Annotated in this window: 16 protein-coding genes; 9 read left to right on the forward strand and 7 right to left on the reverse strand. The window is 71.6% G+C overall.

Annotated elements, in window-relative coordinates:
• Positions 1 to 20: 20 nt before the first annotated feature.
• Together SK854_RS06505 and SK854_RS06510 are read right to left on the reverse strand one after the other, a co-directional pair.
• Complete coding sequence (locus tag SK854_RS06505; protein ID WP_319974073.1) at positions 21 to 1,331, reverse strand: hypothetical protein; 1,311 nt, start codon at positions 1,329 to 1,331, stop codon at positions 21 to 23.
• Between the two features lie 5 nt (positions 1,332 to 1,336).
• Positions 1,337 to 2,716, reverse strand: a complete 1,380-nt coding sequence (locus tag SK854_RS06510; RefSeq protein WP_319974074.1) for an MFS transporter — start codon at positions 2,714 to 2,716, stop codon at positions 1,337 to 1,339.
• Between the two features lie 161 nt (positions 2,717 to 2,877).
• Between SK854_RS06510 and SK854_RS06515 the strand changes: the two genes are divergently transcribed.
• The 3 genes from SK854_RS06515 to SK854_RS06525 are packed head-to-tail and all read left to right on the forward strand — an operon-like array spanning position 2,878 to position 5,991.
• Positions 2,878 to 4,275, forward strand: coding sequence for a DUF2252 domain-containing protein (locus tag SK854_RS06515; RefSeq protein WP_319974075.1), 1,398 nt, complete (start codon positions 2,878 to 2,880; stop codon positions 4,273 to 4,275).
• A gap of 40 nt (positions 4,276 to 4,315) precedes the next feature.
• Positions 4,316 to 5,143, forward strand: a complete 828-nt coding sequence (locus tag SK854_RS06520; protein ID WP_319974076.1) for a class II glutamine amidotransferase — start codon at positions 4,316 to 4,318, stop codon at positions 5,141 to 5,143.
• Positions 5,140 to 5,991, forward strand: coding sequence for a universal stress protein (locus SK854_RS06525; RefSeq protein WP_319974077.1), 852 nt, complete (start codon positions 5,140 to 5,142; stop codon positions 5,989 to 5,991). The genes SK854_RS06520 and SK854_RS06525 overlap by 4 nt, the downstream gene beginning before the upstream one ends.
• Here the strand turns inward: SK854_RS06525 and SK854_RS06530 are convergent.
• On the reverse strand, positions 5,981 to 6,817 hold the full coding sequence (locus SK854_RS06530) for a patatin-like phospholipase family protein (protein WP_319974078.1): 837 nt from the start codon (positions 6,815 to 6,817) through the stop codon (positions 5,981 to 5,983). The two genes, SK854_RS06525 and SK854_RS06530, sit on opposite strands and share 11 nt — an antisense overlap.
• 143 nt (positions 6,818 to 6,960) lie before the next feature.
• On the opposite strand from SK854_RS06530, the gene SK854_RS06535 reads away from it, so the two are divergent.
• Together SK854_RS06535 and SK854_RS06540 are read left to right on the forward strand one after the other, a co-directional pair.
• Positions 6,961 to 9,564, forward strand: a complete 2,604-nt coding sequence (locus SK854_RS06535) for an MGH1-like glycoside hydrolase domain-containing protein (RefSeq protein WP_319974079.1) — start codon at positions 6,961 to 6,963, stop codon at positions 9,562 to 9,564.
• Positions 9,561 to 11,009: an alpha-amylase family glycosyl hydrolase gene (locus tag SK854_RS06540; RefSeq protein ID WP_319974080.1), complete on the forward strand. Its 1,449-nt coding sequence runs from the start codon at positions 9,561 to 9,563 to the stop codon at positions 11,007 to 11,009. The genes SK854_RS06535 and SK854_RS06540 overlap by 4 nt, the downstream gene beginning before the upstream one ends.
• Here SK854_RS06540 and SK854_RS06545 read toward each other — a convergent pair.
• Both SK854_RS06545 and SK854_RS06550 read right to left on the reverse strand, forming a co-directional pair.
• Complete coding sequence (locus SK854_RS06545) at positions 10,968 to 11,978, reverse strand: AI-2E family transporter (RefSeq protein ID WP_319974081.1); 1,011 nt, start codon at positions 11,976 to 11,978, stop codon at positions 10,968 to 10,970. The two genes, SK854_RS06540 and SK854_RS06545, sit on opposite strands and share 42 nt — an antisense overlap.
• Positions 11,978 to 12,382 carry a DUF7144 family membrane protein gene (locus SK854_RS06550; protein WP_319974082.1) on the reverse strand — a complete coding sequence of 135 codons (405 nt, stop codon included), beginning with the start codon at positions 12,380 to 12,382 and terminating at the stop codon, positions 11,978 to 11,980. The genes SK854_RS06545 and SK854_RS06550 overlap by 1 nt, the downstream gene beginning before the upstream one ends.
• A 150-nt stretch (positions 12,383 to 12,532) precedes the next feature.
• Here SK854_RS06550 and SK854_RS06555 point away from each other — a divergent pair, with 150 nt between their 5' ends.
• Together SK854_RS06555 and SK854_RS06560 are read left to right on the forward strand one after the other, a co-directional pair.
• Positions 12,533 to 14,356, forward strand: coding sequence for a glycoside hydrolase family 15 protein (locus tag SK854_RS06555; RefSeq protein WP_319974083.1), 1,824 nt, complete (start codon positions 12,533 to 12,535; stop codon positions 14,354 to 14,356).
• 35 nt (positions 14,357 to 14,391) lie between these two features.
• Entirely contained in the window at positions 14,392 to 14,877 is a 486-nt protein-coding gene (locus SK854_RS06560) for a DUF1269 domain-containing protein (protein ID WP_319974084.1), read from the forward strand.
• A gap of 123 nt (positions 14,878 to 15,000) precedes the next feature.
• Here the strand turns inward: SK854_RS06560 and SK854_RS06565 are convergent, their stop codons facing one another.
• Positions 15,001 to 15,708 (reverse strand): coiled-coil domain-containing protein, encoded by a 708-nt coding sequence (locus SK854_RS06565; protein WP_319974085.1) that lies wholly within the window; start codon positions 15,706 to 15,708, stop codon positions 15,001 to 15,003.
• Entirely contained in the window at positions 15,705 to 16,721 is a 1,017-nt protein-coding gene (locus SK854_RS06570; RefSeq protein ID WP_319974086.1) for a hypothetical protein, read from the reverse strand. Before SK854_RS06570 ends, SK854_RS06565 begins: the two co-directional genes overlap by 4 nt.
• 181 nt (positions 16,722 to 16,902) lie before the next feature.
• On the opposite strand from SK854_RS06570, the gene SK854_RS06575 reads away from it, so the two are divergent.
• Complete coding sequence (locus SK854_RS06575) at positions 16,903 to 17,142, forward strand: hypothetical protein (protein WP_319974087.1); 240 nt, start codon at positions 16,903 to 16,905, stop codon at positions 17,140 to 17,142.
• 54 nt (positions 17,143 to 17,196) lie between these two features.
• Positions 17,197 to 19,815, forward strand: a complete 2,619-nt coding sequence (locus SK854_RS06580; RefSeq protein WP_319974088.1) for a LuxR C-terminal-related transcriptional regulator — start codon at positions 17,197 to 17,199, stop codon at positions 19,813 to 19,815.
• Positions 19,816 to 19,878: the final 63 nt, after the last annotated feature.

Consider the following 19,878-nt stretch of genomic DNA (forward strand, 5'->3'; position numbering starts at 1 on the left):
CCTCTGTTCGATCAGTCACGTCATCCGGTGCGGGTGGAACGCAGGGCGAACGCGGTCACGAGCAGCTCGTAGGCCGCCAGCACCACCACGATCGACAACAGGGCCGTCCACGACGAGAACAGCAACGCGAGCACGACAGCCACGGCGACTCCGCCCACGCGCACGGCGTCGAGGTGCCGTGCGGTCCAACTGGGACCGTGCGCGGCGAGCGCCCGTCCACCCCGGCGGATCGCGTCCCACACCTGGACTGTCTTGCGGCGCAACCACACCGGTCCCCTGCCCGGTCCGATCGCGTACATCAGCAGGGCGAGCAGCGCGCCCGTCCAGAGCATCTGCCAACCCCGTGTGCGCAGCTGGCTGAAGACCGTCGTCAGCACGTCCGCGGCACCGTCGCGGTAGAGCCCCTCCGGCACGTTCTGCAGGATCTGCTCGCGGACCGCGCGCAGCGTCGCCGTGACCGCCACGGCGGCGACCACCAGCCACAGGCCGAGTTGCAGCGCCGTGCGCCGGCGATCGGGCGAGACGAGCAGTGCGAGCACGAGCAGCACGAGTGTGCCGATCAGGAACAGGACGAGGCCTCGCTTGGCCGTCGTCACGGCCTGCTGGGCCGCCCACAGCTGCCCGGAGTCGTAGACGGTGAACTGCGCGAAGTTCTCCGGCAGCGTCACGCCGAGCGAGTCCTGCACCCGGATCCGCAGATCGGCGGGGATCTCCCCGCTGCTCAGGTCCGGCAGCGAGAGCTGCTTGCCGAAAAGGGTGGGCAGCTGTGCGCTGAGCGTCCTGAGCACCTCGTTGATCAACGGCAGCAGGTCGATCTCGACCCGGTCCTGGTGGACGGCCACGAGGTCGCTGTCGCCCTCGACGACGGCGAGCGCGCGTTGGTGGGCGCGGCGGTTCAGCTCGGTCCAGACGCGCTGGAACTGGTCGCTGCCCAGGACTTTGGTGGCCGTCGCACGCACCGGGGCGTGCAGCTGGCTCGCCAGCGGCCCGGCGACGAACGCGGCCTGTTCGGGCAGCACCGACCGGAGCCGCTGTTCGACGTCGACGGCCTCGAAGAGCTTGACGGTCGCGAAGTCCGCCACCGCCGCGGCGACCTCCGGGTCCTTCGGCAGGGGCGCGACCGTCGCGACCCACCGGTCGGTGTTGAGCGCGGTGCGCGCGCTCCAGATGCCGACGACGCTCATCACGAGCGCGAACGCCGTCACCGCGATCAGCACGGCGGCGCCGATCCGGCGGAGCATCCGGACCGTGGCCGCACGCCGCTCTCGCTGATCCAGCCGTGCCTGCAGCGCGTACACCTGTGCCCGCAACCGGGGCAGTTCGTCCGTCATCCCGGTCACCGCACCTGGCTCTGCGCGGCGCGCGGCAGGAACGCGGCCGCCGCCATGCCGCCGAGTGCGATCAGCGCCAGCACGACCATCGCCAGCGCGTAGGAAAGTTCGGGTGTCCTGGTGATGCCGGCGACGAGGATGGTGCCCGCGATCGCGGCACCGAGTGAGGACCCGAGATTGGACACGCTGCGGGACAGGCCGGAGATCTCGCCCTGCAGCTCGTCCGGGAAGCTCGACTGCACGACGTTCACCGACGGCGTCAGCATCGCGCCGATGCCGAGCCCGATCAGGAACAACCCGGGCAGGAACGCCCACACCTGTGGGGAAAGGGCCAGCAGCGCGAGGAAGAGCGCGATGCCGGCGATCGTGACGGCGAACCCGGTCAGCACGAGGCTGCGCTGGGCGTGCCGGCGGGCGAGACGCTCGGCCGACAGCGACGCGAGCAGCACACCCGCCGTGGCGGCCGTGAGGATCAGGCCGGTCTCGATCGCGTTGTAGCCGCGCACGACCTGGAGGTACGCCGAGACCACGAACGAGATGCCCATGAGCACGAGCCACTGCACGTTCTGCGTGACCAGGCCGAGGTTCGAGGTGCGGCTGCGGAACAACTCCGTCGACAGCAACGGTTCCACCCCGGCGCGTTCCTTGGCGCGCACGGAGTGGAAGAACCACACGAGCGTGAGGGCTCCGGCGGCGAGCAGCCCCAGCATCAGCCAGAGGTTGTTGTCCGCCGCCAGCACGCCCGAGACGATCAGGACGAGCCCGGCCGACGACAGCACCGCGCCGCGGACGTCGAACGGGCGGCTCGGGTCCGGTGGCCGCGGGTCCCGGACGTACCGGCGGCTCAGCACGAAGATCACCACGACGACCAGTGCCTGGAAAAGGAAAGCCACCCGCCAGCTGAGCACCGTCGTGATGAGCCCGCCGATCAACGGCCCGGTGGCGGCGCCGATGCCCGCCATGCCGTTGATCACGCCGAAGGCACGGGCGCGCGAGGTGACGCCGGCGAACAGCATCGTCGCCAGGATGTAGACGGGCGGGATCAGCAGCGCGGTGCCGACGCCCTCCAGGATCGAGTTGCCGACGATGAGGACGGGCAGGCCGGGTGCGAACGCGCTCAGCACCGCGCCGAGCCCGTACACGGCGAGACCGGCGGTGAGACATCGCTTGCGGCCGTAGCGGTCGGTCAGCTTGCCTCCGGGGATCATCAGCGCCGCCATGACCAGAAGGAAGATCGTGATCGCGAGCTGGACGCCCTGGACGGTCGTGTCCAGGTCCCGGCTGATGTCGTTGATCATCACGTTCATGTTGGAGCCGGCGAAGCTGCAGATGAACTGGGCGAGGGCGAGGGGCACGAGCACTCTGCGCAAGGCGTTGGAGTCCACTCACGCAGACTCCGGCGGCCACGGCCCGAGCGCTTCACGCGGCGCGGATGAGGTCCCGCGCCGGTGCTCCCCCGCGACGGGTGGTGTGCCGGCGACCGCGGCGGTGTTGCGTCGCAGGTGGACCGGAGCCCCACCGGTCCAGTCGGCGGGGAGGTTGCGCGATGACCGGTTCAGTGGCCGCGAGAATCGCCGCGGGTCTGGCTGCCCGCAAGGAGGTTCCGCTCGCCGGACACGCGGACCTGCCCGCCGGCCGTGACCGGCGCGACCCGGTGGACGTGCTCGCCGGGCAGGACGCCACGCGGCTGCCCGAGCTGGTGCCGATCCGGTACGGCCGGATGCTGGCCTCGCCGTTCGCGTTCTTCCGCGGTGCGGCCGCGGTGATGGCAGGTGACCTGGCGGCCACGCCGTTCTCCGGTCTGACCTGCCAGCTCAGCGGGGACGCGCACGTGAGCAACTTCGGGGTCTTCGCCTCCCCGGAGCGGCGACTGGTGTTCGACCTCAACGACTTCGACGAGACGCTGCCCGGTCCGTTCGAGTGGGACGTCAAACGCCTCGCGGCCAGCATCGCCGTCGCCGGCCGGCAGAACGGGCTGGGGCGCAAGGCACGGGCGGCCGCCGTGCGCGCCGCCACCGGCCGCTACCGGTCGGCGATGACGCGCTTCGCACAGCGGGGTGATCTGGAGGTCTGGTACGCCCACGCCGGTGCCGACGAGGTCGAGATCCTGCTCAAGGCACGTGCGGACAAGGCGAAGCAGCGCCGTTTCGCCCGTGAGCAAACGAAAGCCCGTGCGCGCGACAGCCTTCAGGCCTACCGCAAGCTGACCTCCGTCGTCGACGGGTGCCGCCGCATCACGGCGGATCCGCCGCTGCTCGTCCCGGTCGGCCACCTGATGCCCGACGCGGACCGCGCGGACCTGGAGTTCCTGATCCAGGACCTGCTCGCCGGCTACGCCACCACCCTGTCCGCTGACCGGCGTCACCTGATGAACGGGTTCCGGTTCGTCGACATGGCGCGCAAGGTCGTCGGGGTCGGCAGTGTCGGGACCCGGTGCTGGATCGTGCTGCTGCACGGGCGGGACGAGAACGATCCGTTGCTGCTGCAGGTGAAGGAGGCGTCGCGATCGGTTCTCGCGGACCACCTGCCCGATGGCGTGCGCACGTCCCACCGCAGCGAGGGCGAACGGGTCGTGGCCGGGCAGCGGCTGATGCAGGCCGCCGGCGACATCTTCCTCGGCTGGGAGACCGCTGAGGGCATCGACGGGCTCACCAGGGACTTCCACGTCCGGCAGTTGCGCGACTGGAAGGGCTCGGCCTCGATCGAGACCATGGACGCGGCGGGCCTGCGGCTGTACGGCGCGTTGTGCGGGTGGACGTTGGCCCGAGCGCACGCGCGCACCGGCGACCGGATCGCGATGGCCGCGTACCTCGACGACGGCAAAACGTTCGACACCGCGCTCGTCGAGTTCGCCGAGCGCTACGCCGATCGCAACGAGCAGGACCACGAGCTCGTCGCGGAGGCGGCCAGGACCGGGCGCATCAAGGTCCGAAGTGGACTCTGACGACTCTTTGCCAGGAAAGAACTTCTTCTGAGGAGGCCGCATGTGCCGATGGCTCGCGTATTCCGGTTCCCCCGTTCTGCTGGAGGAGCTCCTCTACGTCCCGGCGAACTCGCTCGTCACCCAGAGCAAGCACTCGCGGCTGGGCGTGGAGACCACCAACGGTGACGGCTTCGGGGTCGGCTGGTACGCGACCGCGCCGCGGCCAGGTCTGTTCCTGAGCACCGAACCCGCCTGGAACGACCGCAACCTGCGAGAGTTGTCCGCGCAGACCACGGCGGGCGTCGTCTTCGCGCACGTCCGCGCGTCCACCGGCACGGCGGTCCAGCAGACCAACTGCCATCCGTTCCGGCACGGCCGGCGGCTCTGGATGCACAACGGGCTCATCGCCGGTTTCCCGTTGGTGCGCCGGGAACTCTCGCTGGTGGTCGATCCCTCGCTCTACTCCGAGATCGAGGGATCGACCGACTCGGAGATCCTCTTCTTCCTCGCCCTGACCTTCGGACTGGAGCACGATCCACCCATCGCCGTCGCCCGCACCGCCGCGTTCGTCGAGGCGATCGGCAGGAACCACGGCGTGGTGCATCCCCTCCAGATGACGCTCGCCACGACCGACGGCGAGACCACCTGGGCGTTCCGCTACTCCAGCGAACACCGCTCGCGCACCCTGTTCCACAGCACCGACATCACGACACTGCGGCAGCAGTACCCGGACAACCCGACACTGCACGGGCTCTCCCCCGACACGCGGCTCGTGGTGTCGGAACCGCTGGGCGACCTGCGCGGCGCCTGGCGCGAGGTGCCCGAGTCGACGTGCGTCGTCACGCGGGGCGGCGTCGAGGAACTCCTCCCGTTCGGACCGCTCCGATGACGGCGCCGGTGGTGGCCGGGGTCGACGGCTCGTCGTCCGCGCTCGCCGCGGCCATGTGGGCCGCCGACGAATGCGCCCGGCGCGACGCACCCCTGCGGCTGGTGCACGCGTTCTCGTTGCCCACCCCGAAACATCTCACCCAGACGGATCAGGAACGGGTCACGGCGTGCCTGGCCGAGGCCGCCACGGCCGCCCGTGCCGCGGGGCCGGACGTGGAGATCACGACCGAACCGCTCGGCGGTAGCGCGACGACCCTGCTGATCGAGGAGTCCCGGCACGCGCGCCTGCTGGTGCTCGGGGCGCAGGGCATCGGCAACGTCCGGGGCCTGCTGGTCGGCTCGACGGCGGCGGCGCTGGCCTCGCACGGCAGGTGCCCGCTGGTGATCGTGCGCGGTCTGGCGGCGACCGACGGCCCGATCGTGGTGGGCCACGACGGTTCCGCGGCGAGCGAGGCCGCGCTGGCGTTCGCCTTCGCGGCCGCCTCACTGCGCGCCGCCCGGCTCACAGTGATCCTGTGCCGGCCCGGCTTCACCGTGGAGAGCGCTTATCGCACCGCACGGTTCGCCGCGGCCCGTGACGAGGCCGATGACGACGCGCGCGAGGCGCTCACCCGGTGGCAGACCCGGTATCCCGACGTGCGGGTGGAACGCGCGCTGCCACGGGATCGCCCTGTGCGGGCGCTCATGCGGTACGGCGCCGAGGCGCAGCTTCTGGTGGTGGGCAGCCACGGCCGCGGTGGGTTCGACGGCATGTTGCTCGGCTCGACGAGTCAGGCTCTCGTCTCGCACGCGCCGTGCCCGTTGGTGATCGTGACCTCGGCGGACCGGCGGGCAGGACTCATCCGGTGACGGGGTGCAGGAGGCCGCGTTCCGGCCGACCGGCCGCGAGCCACCGCTGGGTGCTCCGGTGGGCGGCGTCGATCAGCTCGCGGGACCGGCTGAAGTCGGCGGGCGACACGCTGAGCGGGCACAACGGTGGCACCACGCGGAGGTCGACCTCGTCCCGGTAGCGCTCGACGTCCACCGCGAGCCGGTGGTTCACCAGCAACGTCAACGCGTGCAGCGCCATGCCGAGGGCGCTGCACGGCGGCTCTTCGAGGTCGCACGCGTACCCGGTCGGCAGCACCCACACCCTTTCCGCGCCCAGTGCCACCGCGTGCGACACGGGATTGTTGTTCACCGCGCCGCCGTCCATCAGGTACCGGCCGCCGAGCGACACCGGTGGGAACACCGCCGGAATCGCGGTGCTGGCCATCAACGCGTCCACCGCGTCACCTTCGGAGAGCACCACCTCCTCTCCGGACAACACGTCCGTGGCGCCGACGTGCGCGGGCGTCGGCGTGTTCTGGAGCGTGATGCCGGAGAGGTGGGTCCGCAGCAGGCGCCGCAGCGCCGTGCTGGGCACGAGGTGGTCGCTCAGCCCGAAGACACCGAGAAGGCCGCGCACCGGCCGGATCGGGAAGACGTCCTTGCGCGACAGCGACGTCCACAGATCCGTGAGGGTGCGGACCCCCTCGGAGCCGGGGTGGGCCGCGTGCCAAACACCGTTGACAGCGCCAACCGATGTGCCGACGACCAAGTCGGGCTGGATGCCCTCGCCGACGAGCGCCGCGAGCATGCCCACCTCGACCGCGCCCAGACTTCCGCCGCCAGCGAATACGAACGCGGTCTTCATCGAGCCATTCTGCCGCCGGGCGGGGCGGCTCACGAGGGGCCAGTCCGGTCCCCTGCCGAACCACCCGCGCCGGGTGACCCGCCGCGCGCCGCCCGCCACCAGCCTGGCGATCACCTGATGTGCCGAGCGAAAGGCAGGACGACGTGGCCGGTGCGGAGAAGGAAAGGCTGCGGGAACCCGACGAGTGGCGGCGATGGGGACCGTATCTCGGGGAACGGCAGTGGGGCACGGTCCGGGAGGCGTCGAACGGTGACGACGCCTGGACGTCGTTCACGCACGACCAGGCGCGCTATCGCGCCTACCGCTGGGGCGAGGACGGGCTCGCGGGCTTCAGCGACGACCGGCAGCGGGTGTGTCTCGCGCTGGCGTTGTGGAACGGGGCGGACCCGATCCTCAAGGAACGGCTGTTCGGCCTGACCAACGGCGAGGGCAACCACGGCGAGGACGTCAAGGAGTGCTACTTCTACCTCGACGCGACGCCCACCTCGTCGTACCAGCGGATGCTCTACAAGTACCCGCAGCGGGCCTTCCCCTACGAAGATCTGGTCACCACCAACGGGAAACGCGGCCGGGACGATCCGGAGTACGAGTTGCTCGACACCGGCGTGTTCGACGACGACCGCTACTTCGACGTCGTCGTGGAGTACGCCAAGGCCGGCCCCGAGGACGTCCTGATGCGGGTCACCGCGCACAACCGCGGGCCGGACGAGGCGACGCTGCACGTGTTGCCGACGCTGTGGTTCCGGCACACGTGGTCGTGGGCGGGCACGACCGAACCCTCACTGCACACGCTGGGCACGGGCACGGTGCGAGCCGCGCACCCCGAGCTCGGCGTGTGGTGGTGGTACGCCGACGGCCAGCTGATGGTCACCGGCAACGAGACCGACGACGAACGGGTCTTCGGCATTCCCAACACCACCCCGTACGTGAAGGACGGCGTCGAACGCGCCGTGCTGCGCGGAGATCTGACCGCGCTCGCTCCGGACGGCGTCGGCACGAAAGCCGCCGCCCACCACGTGCTGACGATTCCCCCTGGTGGCAGCGAGACCGTCCGCGTCCGCTTCACCACCGCTGCCACCGACAAGCCGTTCGGCGGGTTCGACGCGGTGATCTCCGCCCGCCGCGAGGAGGCCGACGACTTCTACGACGAGGTGCTCGGCGGCGATCCGAAGAGCGACGAACGGCTGGTGTGCCGGCAGGCGCTGGCCGGGCTGCTGTGGTCGCGGCAGTACTACGGGCTCGACGTCGAGCGCTGGCTCACCGAACGCGGCGCCGACCCGATCGGCGCACCGACCGGTCTGTCCAACGAGGACTGGCGGCACCTGGCGGCCGGGGACGTCGTCGTCATGCCGGACAAGTGGGAGTACCCGTGGTTCGCCGCCTGGGACCTCGCGTTCCACGCGGTACCGCTCGCGGTGGTGGACCCGGCGGCCGCGAAGCAGCAGGTGGAACTGCTGCTCGGCCGCCGCTACCTGCACCCGGACGGGCAGTTGCCCGCCTACGAGTGGAACTTCGGGGACGTCAACCCGCCGGTGCACGCGTGGGCGGCCTGGTTCGTCTACCAGTACGACCGCGACACCACCGGAACCGGTGACCGGGCGTTCCTGGAACGCGTGTTCCCGCCGCTGCTGCGCAACTTCGGCTGGTGGCTCAACCGCAAGGACGCCGACGGCCGCAACCTGTTCCAGGGCGGTTTTCTGGGGCTGGACAACATCGGCGTGTTCGACCGCAACGCGCCGCTGCCGGCCGGTGGGCGCACCGACCAGGCGGACGGCACCGCGTGGATGGCGCTGTTCTGCCAGAACCTCCTGCAGATCGCGCTGGAACTCGCGCGCGAGGACCCGGTCTACCTGGAGCACGCCGCGACGTTGCTGGAGAACCTCGCGTGGATCGCGGCGGCGACCAACCACGTCGGCAACGGGCTGTGGGACGAGGAGGACGGCTTCTTCCACGACGTGCTGCGCAATCCCGACGGCACGTCGACGCCGCTGCGCGTCCAGTCGGCGGTCGGGCTGATCCCGCTCGCCGCCGCGACCGTGGTCGGCGCCGAGCTGCGGCACGACCATCCCGGACTCGTCGACGGCATGCGGGGGTTCCTCGACCGGCATCCCGCGGTGCGGGCCGCGCTGTGGGGCCACGGCGCGCAGACCGACGGCGACGGGCCGGTGTTGTTCGCGCTGTTCGACGAGAGCCGGCTGCGCCGCATCCTCGCCAGGGTGCTCGACGAGAACGAGTTCCTGGGGCCGTACGGCGTCCGCTCGCTTTCACGGTGGCACGCCGAGCATCCGTACGTGCTGACGCTGGACGGCGTGGAGCATCGCGTCGGCTATCAGCCCGCCGAGTCGGACAGCTCCATGTTCGGCGGCAACTCCAACTGGCGCGGCCCGGTGTGGTTCCCGATCAACGCGATGGTCGTGCGCGCGTTGCTGCACCTGCACACCTATTACGGGGACGGCTTCACCGTCGAGTGCCCGACCGGGTCAGGGCGGCGCCTCACCCTGGAGCAGGTGGCGGGCGAGATCGGCGACCGGTTGCTCGCGACGTTCCTGCCGGGGCAGGACGGCCGCCGTCCGGTCCACGGTGGACAGACGCGGTACCGGGACGACCCGCACTGGCGGGACCTGCCGCTGTTCTACGAGTACTTCCACGGCGACAACGGAGCGGGCATCGGCGCGAGCCACCAGACCGGCTGGACGGCGCTCGTGGCGCTGCTGTCCCGCGTGTCCGCGAAGGAGGCCGTGCGATGAGCGGATGGCCGGACCGGCCCGTCGTCCACGAGATCAACACCGCGGTGTGGCTGGGCGAGCTGTCCCAGGCCACCGAACGGCCCGTCACGCTCGCCGAGGTGCCCGCCGCGGCATGGGACGCCGTGACACCGGCCGGCGTCGACGCGGTGTGGCTGATGGGAGTGTGGGAACGCAGCATCACCGGGCTGGCGCTCGCCAACGCGAGGAGCGGGCTGCGGGCCTCGTTCCAGGCCGCGCTGCCGGACCTGCGCCCGCAGGACGTGAGCGGGTCGCCGTACTGCGTGCGACGCTACGTCGTGGACGACGAGTTCGGCGGCGACGAGGCGCTCGCGAAGGCACGGGCTGAGCTCGCGTCACGCGGGGTGCGGCTGGTGCTCGACTACGTGCCGAACCACGTGGCGCCGGACCACCCGTGGGTGACCGACCACCCGGAACTGTTCGTCCGCGGCGACGTGGACGACTACGCGGAGAATCCCGAGCGCTGGCTCGCGATCGGCGAGCACATCTTCGCGCGCGGCCGGGACCCGTACTTCCCGCCGTGGCCGGACGTCGTGCAGCTCGACGCCTTCTCCCCCGCCCTGCGGACCGCGGCCGCGACGACGCTCGCCGGCATCGCGGCCCGCTGCGACGGCATCCGGTGCGACATGGCGATGCTCATGACCAACGACGTGTTCGCGCGCACCTGGGGCCGCGAGGCGCCCGAACGGGAGTTCTGGCCGGAGATCATCGACGGGCTGCGTGATCAGCACGCCGAGACCTCGCTGATCGCCGAGGCGTACTGGGACATGGAGTGGACGTTGCAGCAGCAGGGTTTCGCCTTCTGCTACGACAAACGCCTCTACGACCGGCTCGTCTCGCGGGACGTCGAGGGGGTGCGCGCGCACCTGCATGCCGACATCGGCTACCAGGCGAAGCTGGTGCGGTTCCTGGAGAACCAGGACGAACCGAGGCTGGCGGCCACGCTCCCGCCGGACGCCGCCAGGGCCGCCGCGGTCGTCGTCGCCACGCTGCCGGGCGCGACGTTGTGGCACGAGGGCCAGTTCGAGGGCAGGACGGTCCGGCCACCGGTGTTCCTGAACCGACGCCCGGACGAGCCGCTCGACCACGACCTGGCCGCCTGGTACCGGCATCTGCTCGCGACTGTGCGGGAGCACCGCCTCCGGTGCGGCGAGTGGTTCCTGCTCGGCACCGAGGGATGGCCGGACAACCAGTCGCACCGCTCGTTGCTCGCGTGGGAGTGGATCGAGGTCGGCGGGTCCCGGCACGTCGTGGTGGTCAACTTCTCCGATTCACCGGCGCAGGCCCGGATTCGGCTCGACTGGGAGCCGCGGCCCTGGCGGTTCACGGACCTGCTCGGCGGTGAGGTCTTCGATCGCGACCTCACCGCCGAGGGACTTTTCGTGTCACTGCGCCCGTGGGGTTTCCACGTGTTGTCCGTGGCGTGATCGAGCCCGCGTGCGGAGCAGGGCGGCGGCCCAGCCCGCACGCGGGTCCGCGTCCACCAGCAGCACCTTCACCAGCACGGTGAGCGGCACCGCCAGCAGCGCGCCGAGAGGGCCGAGAACCCAGGCCCAGAACGCCAGCGAGAGGAACGTCGTGGTCGTCGACAACCCCGCGGCGTCCCCGGTGTAACGCGGCTGCACCAACGACTGCACGACGAAGTTCAGCACCCCGTACACGGCCAGCACCGCCAGTGCGCGGCGCGGACCGTGCTGCAGCAGCGCGAGCGCGACGGGCGGCAGCAGCCCGAGCACGAAGCCGACGGTGGGAACGTAGTTGGTGACGAACGACAACACGCCCCACAGCAGCGCGAGCGGGACGCCCAGCAACGCCAGCGCCACCGTGTCCAGCACCGCGACCACTGCCCCGAACACCGTCGTCACCAGCAGGTAGCGCCGGGTGCGGCGGGCGAACTCCCGCAGCGCCACCGTCAGGTGCGGCCGCTGGTCCGCGATCTCGGCCAGCCGGCTGTCGGTCCAGTGCACCTCGACGCCGAGGAAGAGCAACAGCGCCAGCAGGAACACCAGGCTCGTGGTGAGCCCGGTCAGGTCGGAGAGCAGTCCGGTGATCGAGGCGAGCACCTTGCCCCGGTCGAGGCCGGCGAGCACGTGTTCCGCCTGCTGCACCAGGTGGTGGCCCGCGTACTCGGGCAGCATCCCGGCGAGCCGCACACCGGACACCACGACCGTCACCGCGATCGCGCCCAGCACCGCGTACACCAGGACCACGACGGCCGTGGTCGCGAGCCAGGACGGTGCGCCCCGGCCTCGCAGCCACCGGTGCGCGGGGCTGATCGCGATCACGATCAGCCCCGCCAGCACGGTGGGCGCCACCAGCCACGCGATCGCCTTCACTCCGGCGACCACGACCACCGCCGACGCGGCGCCGAGCAGAATCGTCAATGCGCGTGGCATCAACGAGATGACGACTCGAGCGTTGCCGCCGCCTCGTTGCCGTGCACCACCACGGCCCAGATCACCACCACGCACAGCGTGATGACGATCGTGGACCACAACGGGTGCACCGAGACGAAAGCGAGTTGTGCCACGGCGTTCACCGCGGCGAGGATCACCGTGAGCACTCTGGCCCACGCCGCGCCGGAGAGCAGCGCGGCGCCCGCGACCACCACCAGCACGCCGAGCAACAGGGTGATCCAGCCCCAGGTGGTGAGGTCGAAGACGATCACCTGCTCGCCGTTGGCGACGTAGTACTCGCCGCGGAACAACCCGACGAGCCCCTCGATGGCGTTGAACGCCCCCATGACGATCATCATGATGCCCGCGAACCAGATCCAGCCGAGCCAGCCTGTGTCCTGCATCGTGCCTCCGTTGTCTCCCGAAGCGTTGGTCGGGCTCACCGTGCCCCCGCGCCGGGGCGTGGATCTTCACCCGCCGCGTGTGAGTGCCGGGGCACGTGTCCGCTCCGGCGGGTGAAGACCGGGGCCGTTCGGCGGCCGAGCCTCGTCACCATGACCACACCCCCGTACGCGCCGATCGCCGATCACGGGCTGATCGGCGACCTTCAGACCTCCGCGCTGGTGTCCACCGACGGCACCGTGGACTGGTTCTGCTGCCCGCGGTTCGACTCGCCCTCGGTGTTCGCCTCCCTGCTGGACCGCAAGCGGGGCGGGTTCTGCCGGATCCGGCCCGCCGGGTTCACCGGCACCGGAAAGCAGCTGTACTTCCCGGACACGGCGGTGCTGATCACCCGGTTCATGACCGAGGACGGCACCGGGGAGGTCGTCGACTTCATGCCGCCGCTGCCGGACGAGGGGCCGTCCGAACGGCACCGGCTCGTGCGCCTGGTGCGGTGCGTGCGCGGCCGGATCACGTTCGAACTCGACGTCGCGCCTCGCTTCGACTACGGCCGCCGGGCGCACCGCACGCACCTCACCGACGACGGCGTGATCTTCGCGTGCGGCCAGTTCGGCCTGGTGCTGCACGCCGTGCGCGAACCCGGAGACGCCCGGCTGGTGTCCGGGCAGATCACCGACACCGGTGACCTGCGCGCGACGATCAGTCTGGAGGAGGGACAGACCCGGGGCATCGTGCTGGAGTCCGGTGTGGACGGTCCGCCGCGCGCCGTCGCCGCGACCGAGGCGCAGGAGCTGTTCGAACGGACCGTGCGGTTCTGGCACGACTGGCTCGCCCGCGGCACCTACCGGGGCCGCTGGCGGGAGGCGGTCGACCGTTCGGCCATCACGCTGAAGCTGCTCACCTACGCGCCGACCGGGGCGATCGTCGCCGCCCCGACGGCCGGTCTGCCCGAACAGCTCGGCGGCGAGCGGAACTGGGACTACCGCTACACCTGGATCAGGGACGCCTCGTTCGCGGTCGGAGCGTTGCTGCGGCTGGGACACACCGAGGAGGCGGCGGCGTTCGGCGGGTGGCTCAACGAGCGATTCGTGGAGGGTGAGCCGTTGCGGGTGATGTACGCGGTCGACGGGTCGGCCGACCTCACCGAGCACGTGCTCGACCACTGGGAGGGACATCGGGGGTCGTCGCCCGTGCGGGTCGGCAACGACGCGGCCGGACAGCTGCAGCTCGACATCTACGGCGAACTGCTGGACAGCGTGCACGCCGCCCACCTGCACGGCGTGCGCATCGGGCACCGCGGCTGGCACGCGGTGGTCGAGCTGCTGGACTGGCTGGCGGAGAACTGGAACCAGCCGGAGGAGGGGATCTGGGAGACGCGCGCCGGCCGCGCGGACTTCACCTACGGGCGGGTGATGAGCTGGGTCGCGTTCGACCGGGCGATCCGCGTCGCCGAGAGCGAAGGGAAACCCGCGCCGGTGGCGAGGTGGCGCTCGCAGCGCGACCGGATCTACGGCCAGGTGTGGGACCAGGGCTGGGATCACCGCACCGGGGCGTTCGTGCAGCGGTACGGCTCGCAGGTCCTCGACGCCTCGTTGCTGCGGATGGCGCAGGTGGGGTTCGTCGCGCCGCGGGACCCGGTCTGGCTGGACGCTCTCGCCGCGATGGAGTCGCTGGTCAGCGACAGTCTCGTGCGGCGCTACGACACGGACGCGGCACCCGACGGGCTGCGCGGCTCGGAGGGCTCGTTCTCGTTGTGCACCTTCAACTACGTGACCGCGCTGGCGTTGTCCGGACGGGCCCGCGAGGCGCGGCTGGTGTTCGAGAAGATGCTGACCTACGGCAACCACGTCGGTCTCTACGCCGAGGAGATCGCGGTGACCGGGGAGCAGCTGGGCAACTTCCCGCAGGCGTTCACCCACCTGGCCCTCATCGACGCCGCCGTCACCCTCGACGACCAGCTCACTCGCGACGGGTGAGGACGCGGCGGCTCCGGGCTCGCACAGTCATCGGCATGGCGACTTTGACCGTGTGGAAGTTCGACTCGACCGACGGGGCGCACAGCGCGCTGCAGGAGCTGACGAAGCTGCAGGACCAGCAGCTGATCATCGTTCGCGACGCGGCCTACGTGTACTGGGACCCGGACGCGAAACGGCCGAAGACCAGGGAGCTCGGCAAGCTCACCGGTGCGGGAGCGCTCGGCGGCGGCTTCTGGGGGCTGTTGTTCGGCCTGATCTTCTTCGTGCCCGTGCTGGGCGCGGCGATCGGGGCCGGAGTCGGCGCGCTGGCGGGATCGATGTCCCGTGCGGGCATCGACGACGACTTCGTGAAGGAGATCCGGGACACCGTCACGCCCGGCACGTCCGCGCTGTTCGTGATGTCCGAGGGCGCCGTCGTCGACCGGGTGGCCGAGAGGTTCAAGCAGACCGGCGCCACCCTGCTGACCACCAACCTCACCAAGGAACAGGAGGAGCTGCTGCGCGAGACGTTCTCGTCCTGACGTCTCGACGATCACGGCGGTGACGGTCCGGTGACGACTGCCGGGGTGCCGATGCCGGCCCGACACCGTCTGCCGATGAACCGGCCGGAGCACGGAGGACCGTGCTCCGGCCGGTTCCTGCGTTCACCGCGCCGGACCCGCCACCCGCACGCGCGCGGCCGCCTCGCCCAGCAGCGAGTGCACGACCCGCAGCACGTCCGCCACGTGGTCGCGGTGCTCGCTGATCACCTCGGCCCGGCGGGTCGCCTCCCGCACCACGCTCTCCGCCCGGCGGCGCGCGGTCTCCTCCATCAGCCGCACGTCGTGGCAGGTCTGCTTGCGCCGCAACGCCAGCGCCAGCTCGAAGTCCTCGGTGACCTTCGCCCGGTGACGGGCCGCCGCCTCGTCCAGCGCGCGGCGGCCCGCCTCCCCCTCCCGCAGGATCCGCGCCATCCGCACCCGCGTCTCCGCCAGCAGCTCCCGGTGCTCGGCGTGCGTCCGGCGCGCGGACTCCCACGCGTGGTCCTCCAGCGCGGTGGCCCGGTCGGTGATCTCGGCCGCCTGTGCGAGCGTGCGCTCCACGACGTACCGGAGGCGTTCACCGACCGCGTACGGGGACTGCGGCACGGCGCGCAGCCGGTCGAGCCGCTCCCGCAACGCGCGGTTGTCCTCCCGTTCGGATTCCAGGTGCCGGGCGAGCGCCTCCGCCCTGGCCTCCGCCGCGTCGCGGTCCGCGGTGAGCGTCTCGATGTCCCGTTCGGCCTCGTGGACGTAGTGCCACACCTGATCGCGCCGGAGGCCCATCCACGCCACGTCGAACGCGGTGCGCAGCGGCACCAGCTCGGCGGTCACGGCCGCACCAGGGTCAGCGGCACGCGGCACAGCGCCCCGATGCCGTCCTCGGGAGCCTGCCGGGTGTCTGAGGCGATCACGTGCACCCGTGTGCCGGTCAGCAACGCGGCTCGCACGGCCACGTCCGCGAGCAGCCCGCAGCGGCGGTGCGACCCCACCGGCTGTCCTGGAGCCACGTCGGTCGGCGCGAGGCCGTACCAGGCGGTGGCGGTGACGTCCTCCGGCTGTCCGACGAACAGGTCGTCGACCCGGCCGTCGGCCAGCGCGCCGAGGGTCTCGTCGACACCCTCGACCCCCAGCCGCCGGGCGCGGCCGCGTTCGTGGAAGTCCGCCAGCACCCCCGCGGTCCACGTGCGGGCGGCCCCGCGCACCTCCTCCTCGATCCGGCTCGGGCTCAGGTCGGTTCCGACCCAGCGCACCGTCGTCTCGCGCCGCACGGGTGCCGGCAGCGCGGCCCACAGCGCGGCCACCACCTCGTCCTGTCCCGCCACGACCAGCAGCCTGGCGTCCTGCCGCACCAGCATCGCCGCGACCGCCGACGCCACCGATCGCACACCCTCGTGCCAGTGCCGATCCTCGTAGTGCAGCGACATCCACTCCGCGTCAGGCGTGCCCAGTTCGGCGGTCTCGCGGGTGGCGGCGGCGATCACGCACGGCGGCCGGTCCTGCACCCACGCGAGCAACGGCAGCACGTGCGCGGGCGAGCTGAACCACGCGAGGTCCAGATGGCGCAGTCCGGGCGCCTGGAAGACGCGCGGGGGCACCTCGCCGCCCGCGAACGCCACCAGCGTTCCGGCGGACGGATCAGCGTCGTGCGCCCGGTGCAGCGCGCCACCGATCGCACCGACGACGTCGTCTCCCGCTCCGTCACTGCGCAGCTGGTCGGCGAGGCGGATCCAGCGCGACCGCCACGAACGCAACGGACTCGATCCCATGTAGACGGACGCGACCGGCCGGGCTGGCCGGACGACGTCGATCAGATCCCGCAGCGCGGGCAGGCAGGTCTTGGGCACAGCAGCGACTCCTCTTCCCCGTCGTGGACTGGCCACAGAGTCCGGGGAGGTGGTGATCCGCTTCTTCACCCGGCGCGGATGAACCCGCCTGACCGCACGGGTGCGGCGCTCGCCCCGTGCGGGGGAAGTCCGGCCCGTGCGCGACGAGCAGCGTCGGACCTCTAAGGAGGTGCGGACTTCCATGAGCCGTCAACCTGATCGTTCCCGCTCCCGTCGCATCGTGCTCGCCGTCGTGCTGTTCGCGTTCATCGTCGCCGCCCCCGGTGACGACGACGAATGCGGGGAGACCTCTCCGGTCGCGGTCACCGGTGTCCTCGCGGCCGCCGGCCTGCTGCCCAGGCTGGTCGGGGTGGCCGGACGCGCGCTCGTGCTGTTGGCCCAGCCGGGCAAGGCTTTCCGGCCCCCCTGCCCGGCGAACTGATGCGGTTCGATCGCAAGATCATTCACGGTAACTCCATCGGGGAGAGTCATCTTCATGTCCGACAGTTCGGAGTGCGAACGACCAGCGCACGACACCAGCCCGCCCAGATTCCGGGTGCCCGTCTCGGCCGTTCCGCTCGTCGCACGAGATCAGCTTCTGTCCGTTGTGGACGGTCACGTCGCGGCGGCGCCGGTCACCCTCGTCACCGGGCCAGCGGGGAGCGGCAAGACCACGTTGCTCGCGGAGTGGGCCAGACGCCGCGCCGGGCGGGTCGCGTGGCTGACCCTGAACGAGCACGACAGCATGCCCGCCCGGCTGCGCATCGCGATCAGGGACGCGCTCACCGGCGTCTGGCCGGACCAGAGCCATCTCGACGCGATCTCCTGGTCCGAACCGGGTTTCTCCTCGGCGATCGTGGCCGCGTTCGACCACCTGCCCGCGTCCGCCTGCCTGGTGCTGGACAACGTGCACGAACTCCGTGACCCGGAGGCTCTCGCCACCATCGACCTGCTCACCCGGCAGCCACCAGACCGGTTGCGGCTCGTGCTGCTCGGCCGGTTCCCGCCACCGCTGCACCTCGCCCGGCTGCACCTGGAGGGACGGCTGCGCGAGGTGCTGCCCGACGAGCTCGCGTTCGACCGGGCGGAGACCGAGGCGTTGCTCGCCGCGTACGACGTGCCGGTCCCACCCGAGGAGATCACCCCGCTGCTCGCCGGCACCGAGGGCTGGGCGGGCGGGCTGACGTTCGCGGCGATGCGGATGAACACGACCGGCGCCCGGCCGGCCGACCTGCTCATGTTCACCGGGCAGGACGAGATCGTGAACGGCTATCTGACCGAGGAGGTGCTCGCACCCCTCTCACCGAGCACGCGCGACCTGCTGGTCGCGACCAGTGTCTGCGAGGCGGTGAGCACGGGCCTCGCGAGCGCGCTGGCACCGGAGCACCCGAGCCCCGGCGTGGTGCTCGATCAGCTGGAACGCACCAACGCGTTCGTGGGCAGGCTGAGCGAGACACCCGAGTGGTACCGATGTCATCCGGTGCTGCGAGCGCATCTCCTCGCCGAGCTGCGCCGCACGCGTCCGGCCGACGAGAGCGCGCTGCACCGGTCCGCGGCGCGCTGGCACCACGACCACAGCCTGCCCCTGACGGCGTTGCGGCACGCCGTCGCGGCGGGCGAGGACCAGCTCACCGCGGAGATCGTCGAGCACTCGGTGCTGCGGGAGATGCTCCACGCGGGCGGCGCGAAGGTGCACCCCGTGCTGACCTCGGTGCCCGCCCACGTGCTGGCCCGGCCCGCGGTCGGCGTGGTCGCGGCGCTAGTCGCGCTCGACGCGGGTGACCTCGCCGCCGCCGACCGGGTGCTCGCGGGAATCGGCGGCGGTTCCCCCGCGCTACGACCGGAACGGGTCAGGGTGCTGCACGGCACCGCGTTGCTGCGCCGCGGCCGGTTCGACGCGCACGTCGGCGAGGCGCTCGACATCATGGCCAGGACGGCAGCCGGTCTGAGCGGCACACCGGACGCGGACGTCGCCGCCCTGCTCGACCGCGGCGTCGCGGCGTTGTCGCGCGGCGAGCACCGCGCCGCCGAGACCGACCTGGTCCGCGCGGCGGCGCTCGCCAGGAAGGAGGGGTTCACCCACGCGGAACTGGACTGCCGGGTGCACCTGGCGGCGCTGGCGAGCGCGATGGGCGACATCGCGGAGGGGGCGCGGCAGGCACAGGCCGCGGTGGAGTTCGCCGAGCGACGAGGGTGGCAGACGCACTTCACCTGCGCGCTCGCCTACTCGTTGATGGGGGTGCACGCCTACCTGCGCATGGAGGACGCGAACGCGACCGACCTGGCCGAGCGCGCGACCACGGCCCTGGGCGACCGGCCCGACCTCGGGGTCGGGATCGCGGTCCGCACGCTGGACGCCGCGGTGTCGTTCGCGACGGCCGGCGACCCGCGTGCCGTCGCCGGCCGCCTGCGCAGCCAGTGGCAGGACGTCGCCGGGCGCGAGGTGACGCCGCCGGTGGTCGCGCACATAGCTCCGGCGATGCAGCGGATGGCGCTGCGGACCGGTGACGAGCAGTGGGCCGCGGCGATGCCAGGCCAGGTCGAGGCGATGTTCGGACCCTGCGGAGAACAGGCGGTGCTCCAGGCCGTGCTGCACTCCCACCACTCCCGCGTCAACCAGGCCCGCAAACTGGTGGAACCACTGCTGTCGGGCGACCTGCCCGCGGTCGCCGCGCCGACCGTCGTCGACGCCTGGTTGCTGGAAGCCGTGCTGGTGGAACGATCCGGCGACCAGCGGCGCTCGCACGAAGCCGTCACCAGGGCGCTGGCGGCCGCGGAGCCCGTCGGCACGATCCGGCCGTTCGTCCACGCGGGCAAGCCGGTGCGCGAACTCCTCGCCCGCGGCGCCGGCCGGTTCGGCAGGCTCGACCGGTTCGCCACGACGACGATGACGGCTTTGCCCACGGCGGCGACGACTTCGGCGGGTGTGCTCACCAGTCGTGAGCGCGATCTGCTGGTCGAGCTGCCGTCCATGCGCACCACCGAAGAGATAGCCAACTCCCTGTTCGTCTCCGTCAACACCGTGAAGACGCATCTGCGCGGCATCTACCGCAAGCTGGGCGTCAACCAGCGGCGTGACGCCGTGCTCGTGGCCAGGCGACTCGGTCTGATCTGACCTCGACTGGCCCCTTGGGCCCCGGACCCGGCCCTTGCCACACTTGATCCGCACGGGCTCGCC

The sequence above is a fragment of the Lentzea sokolovensis genome (assembly GCF_033949975.1).
Lineage (GTDB): Bacteria > Actinomycetota > Actinomycetes > Mycobacteriales > Pseudonocardiaceae > Lentzea > Lentzea sokolovensis.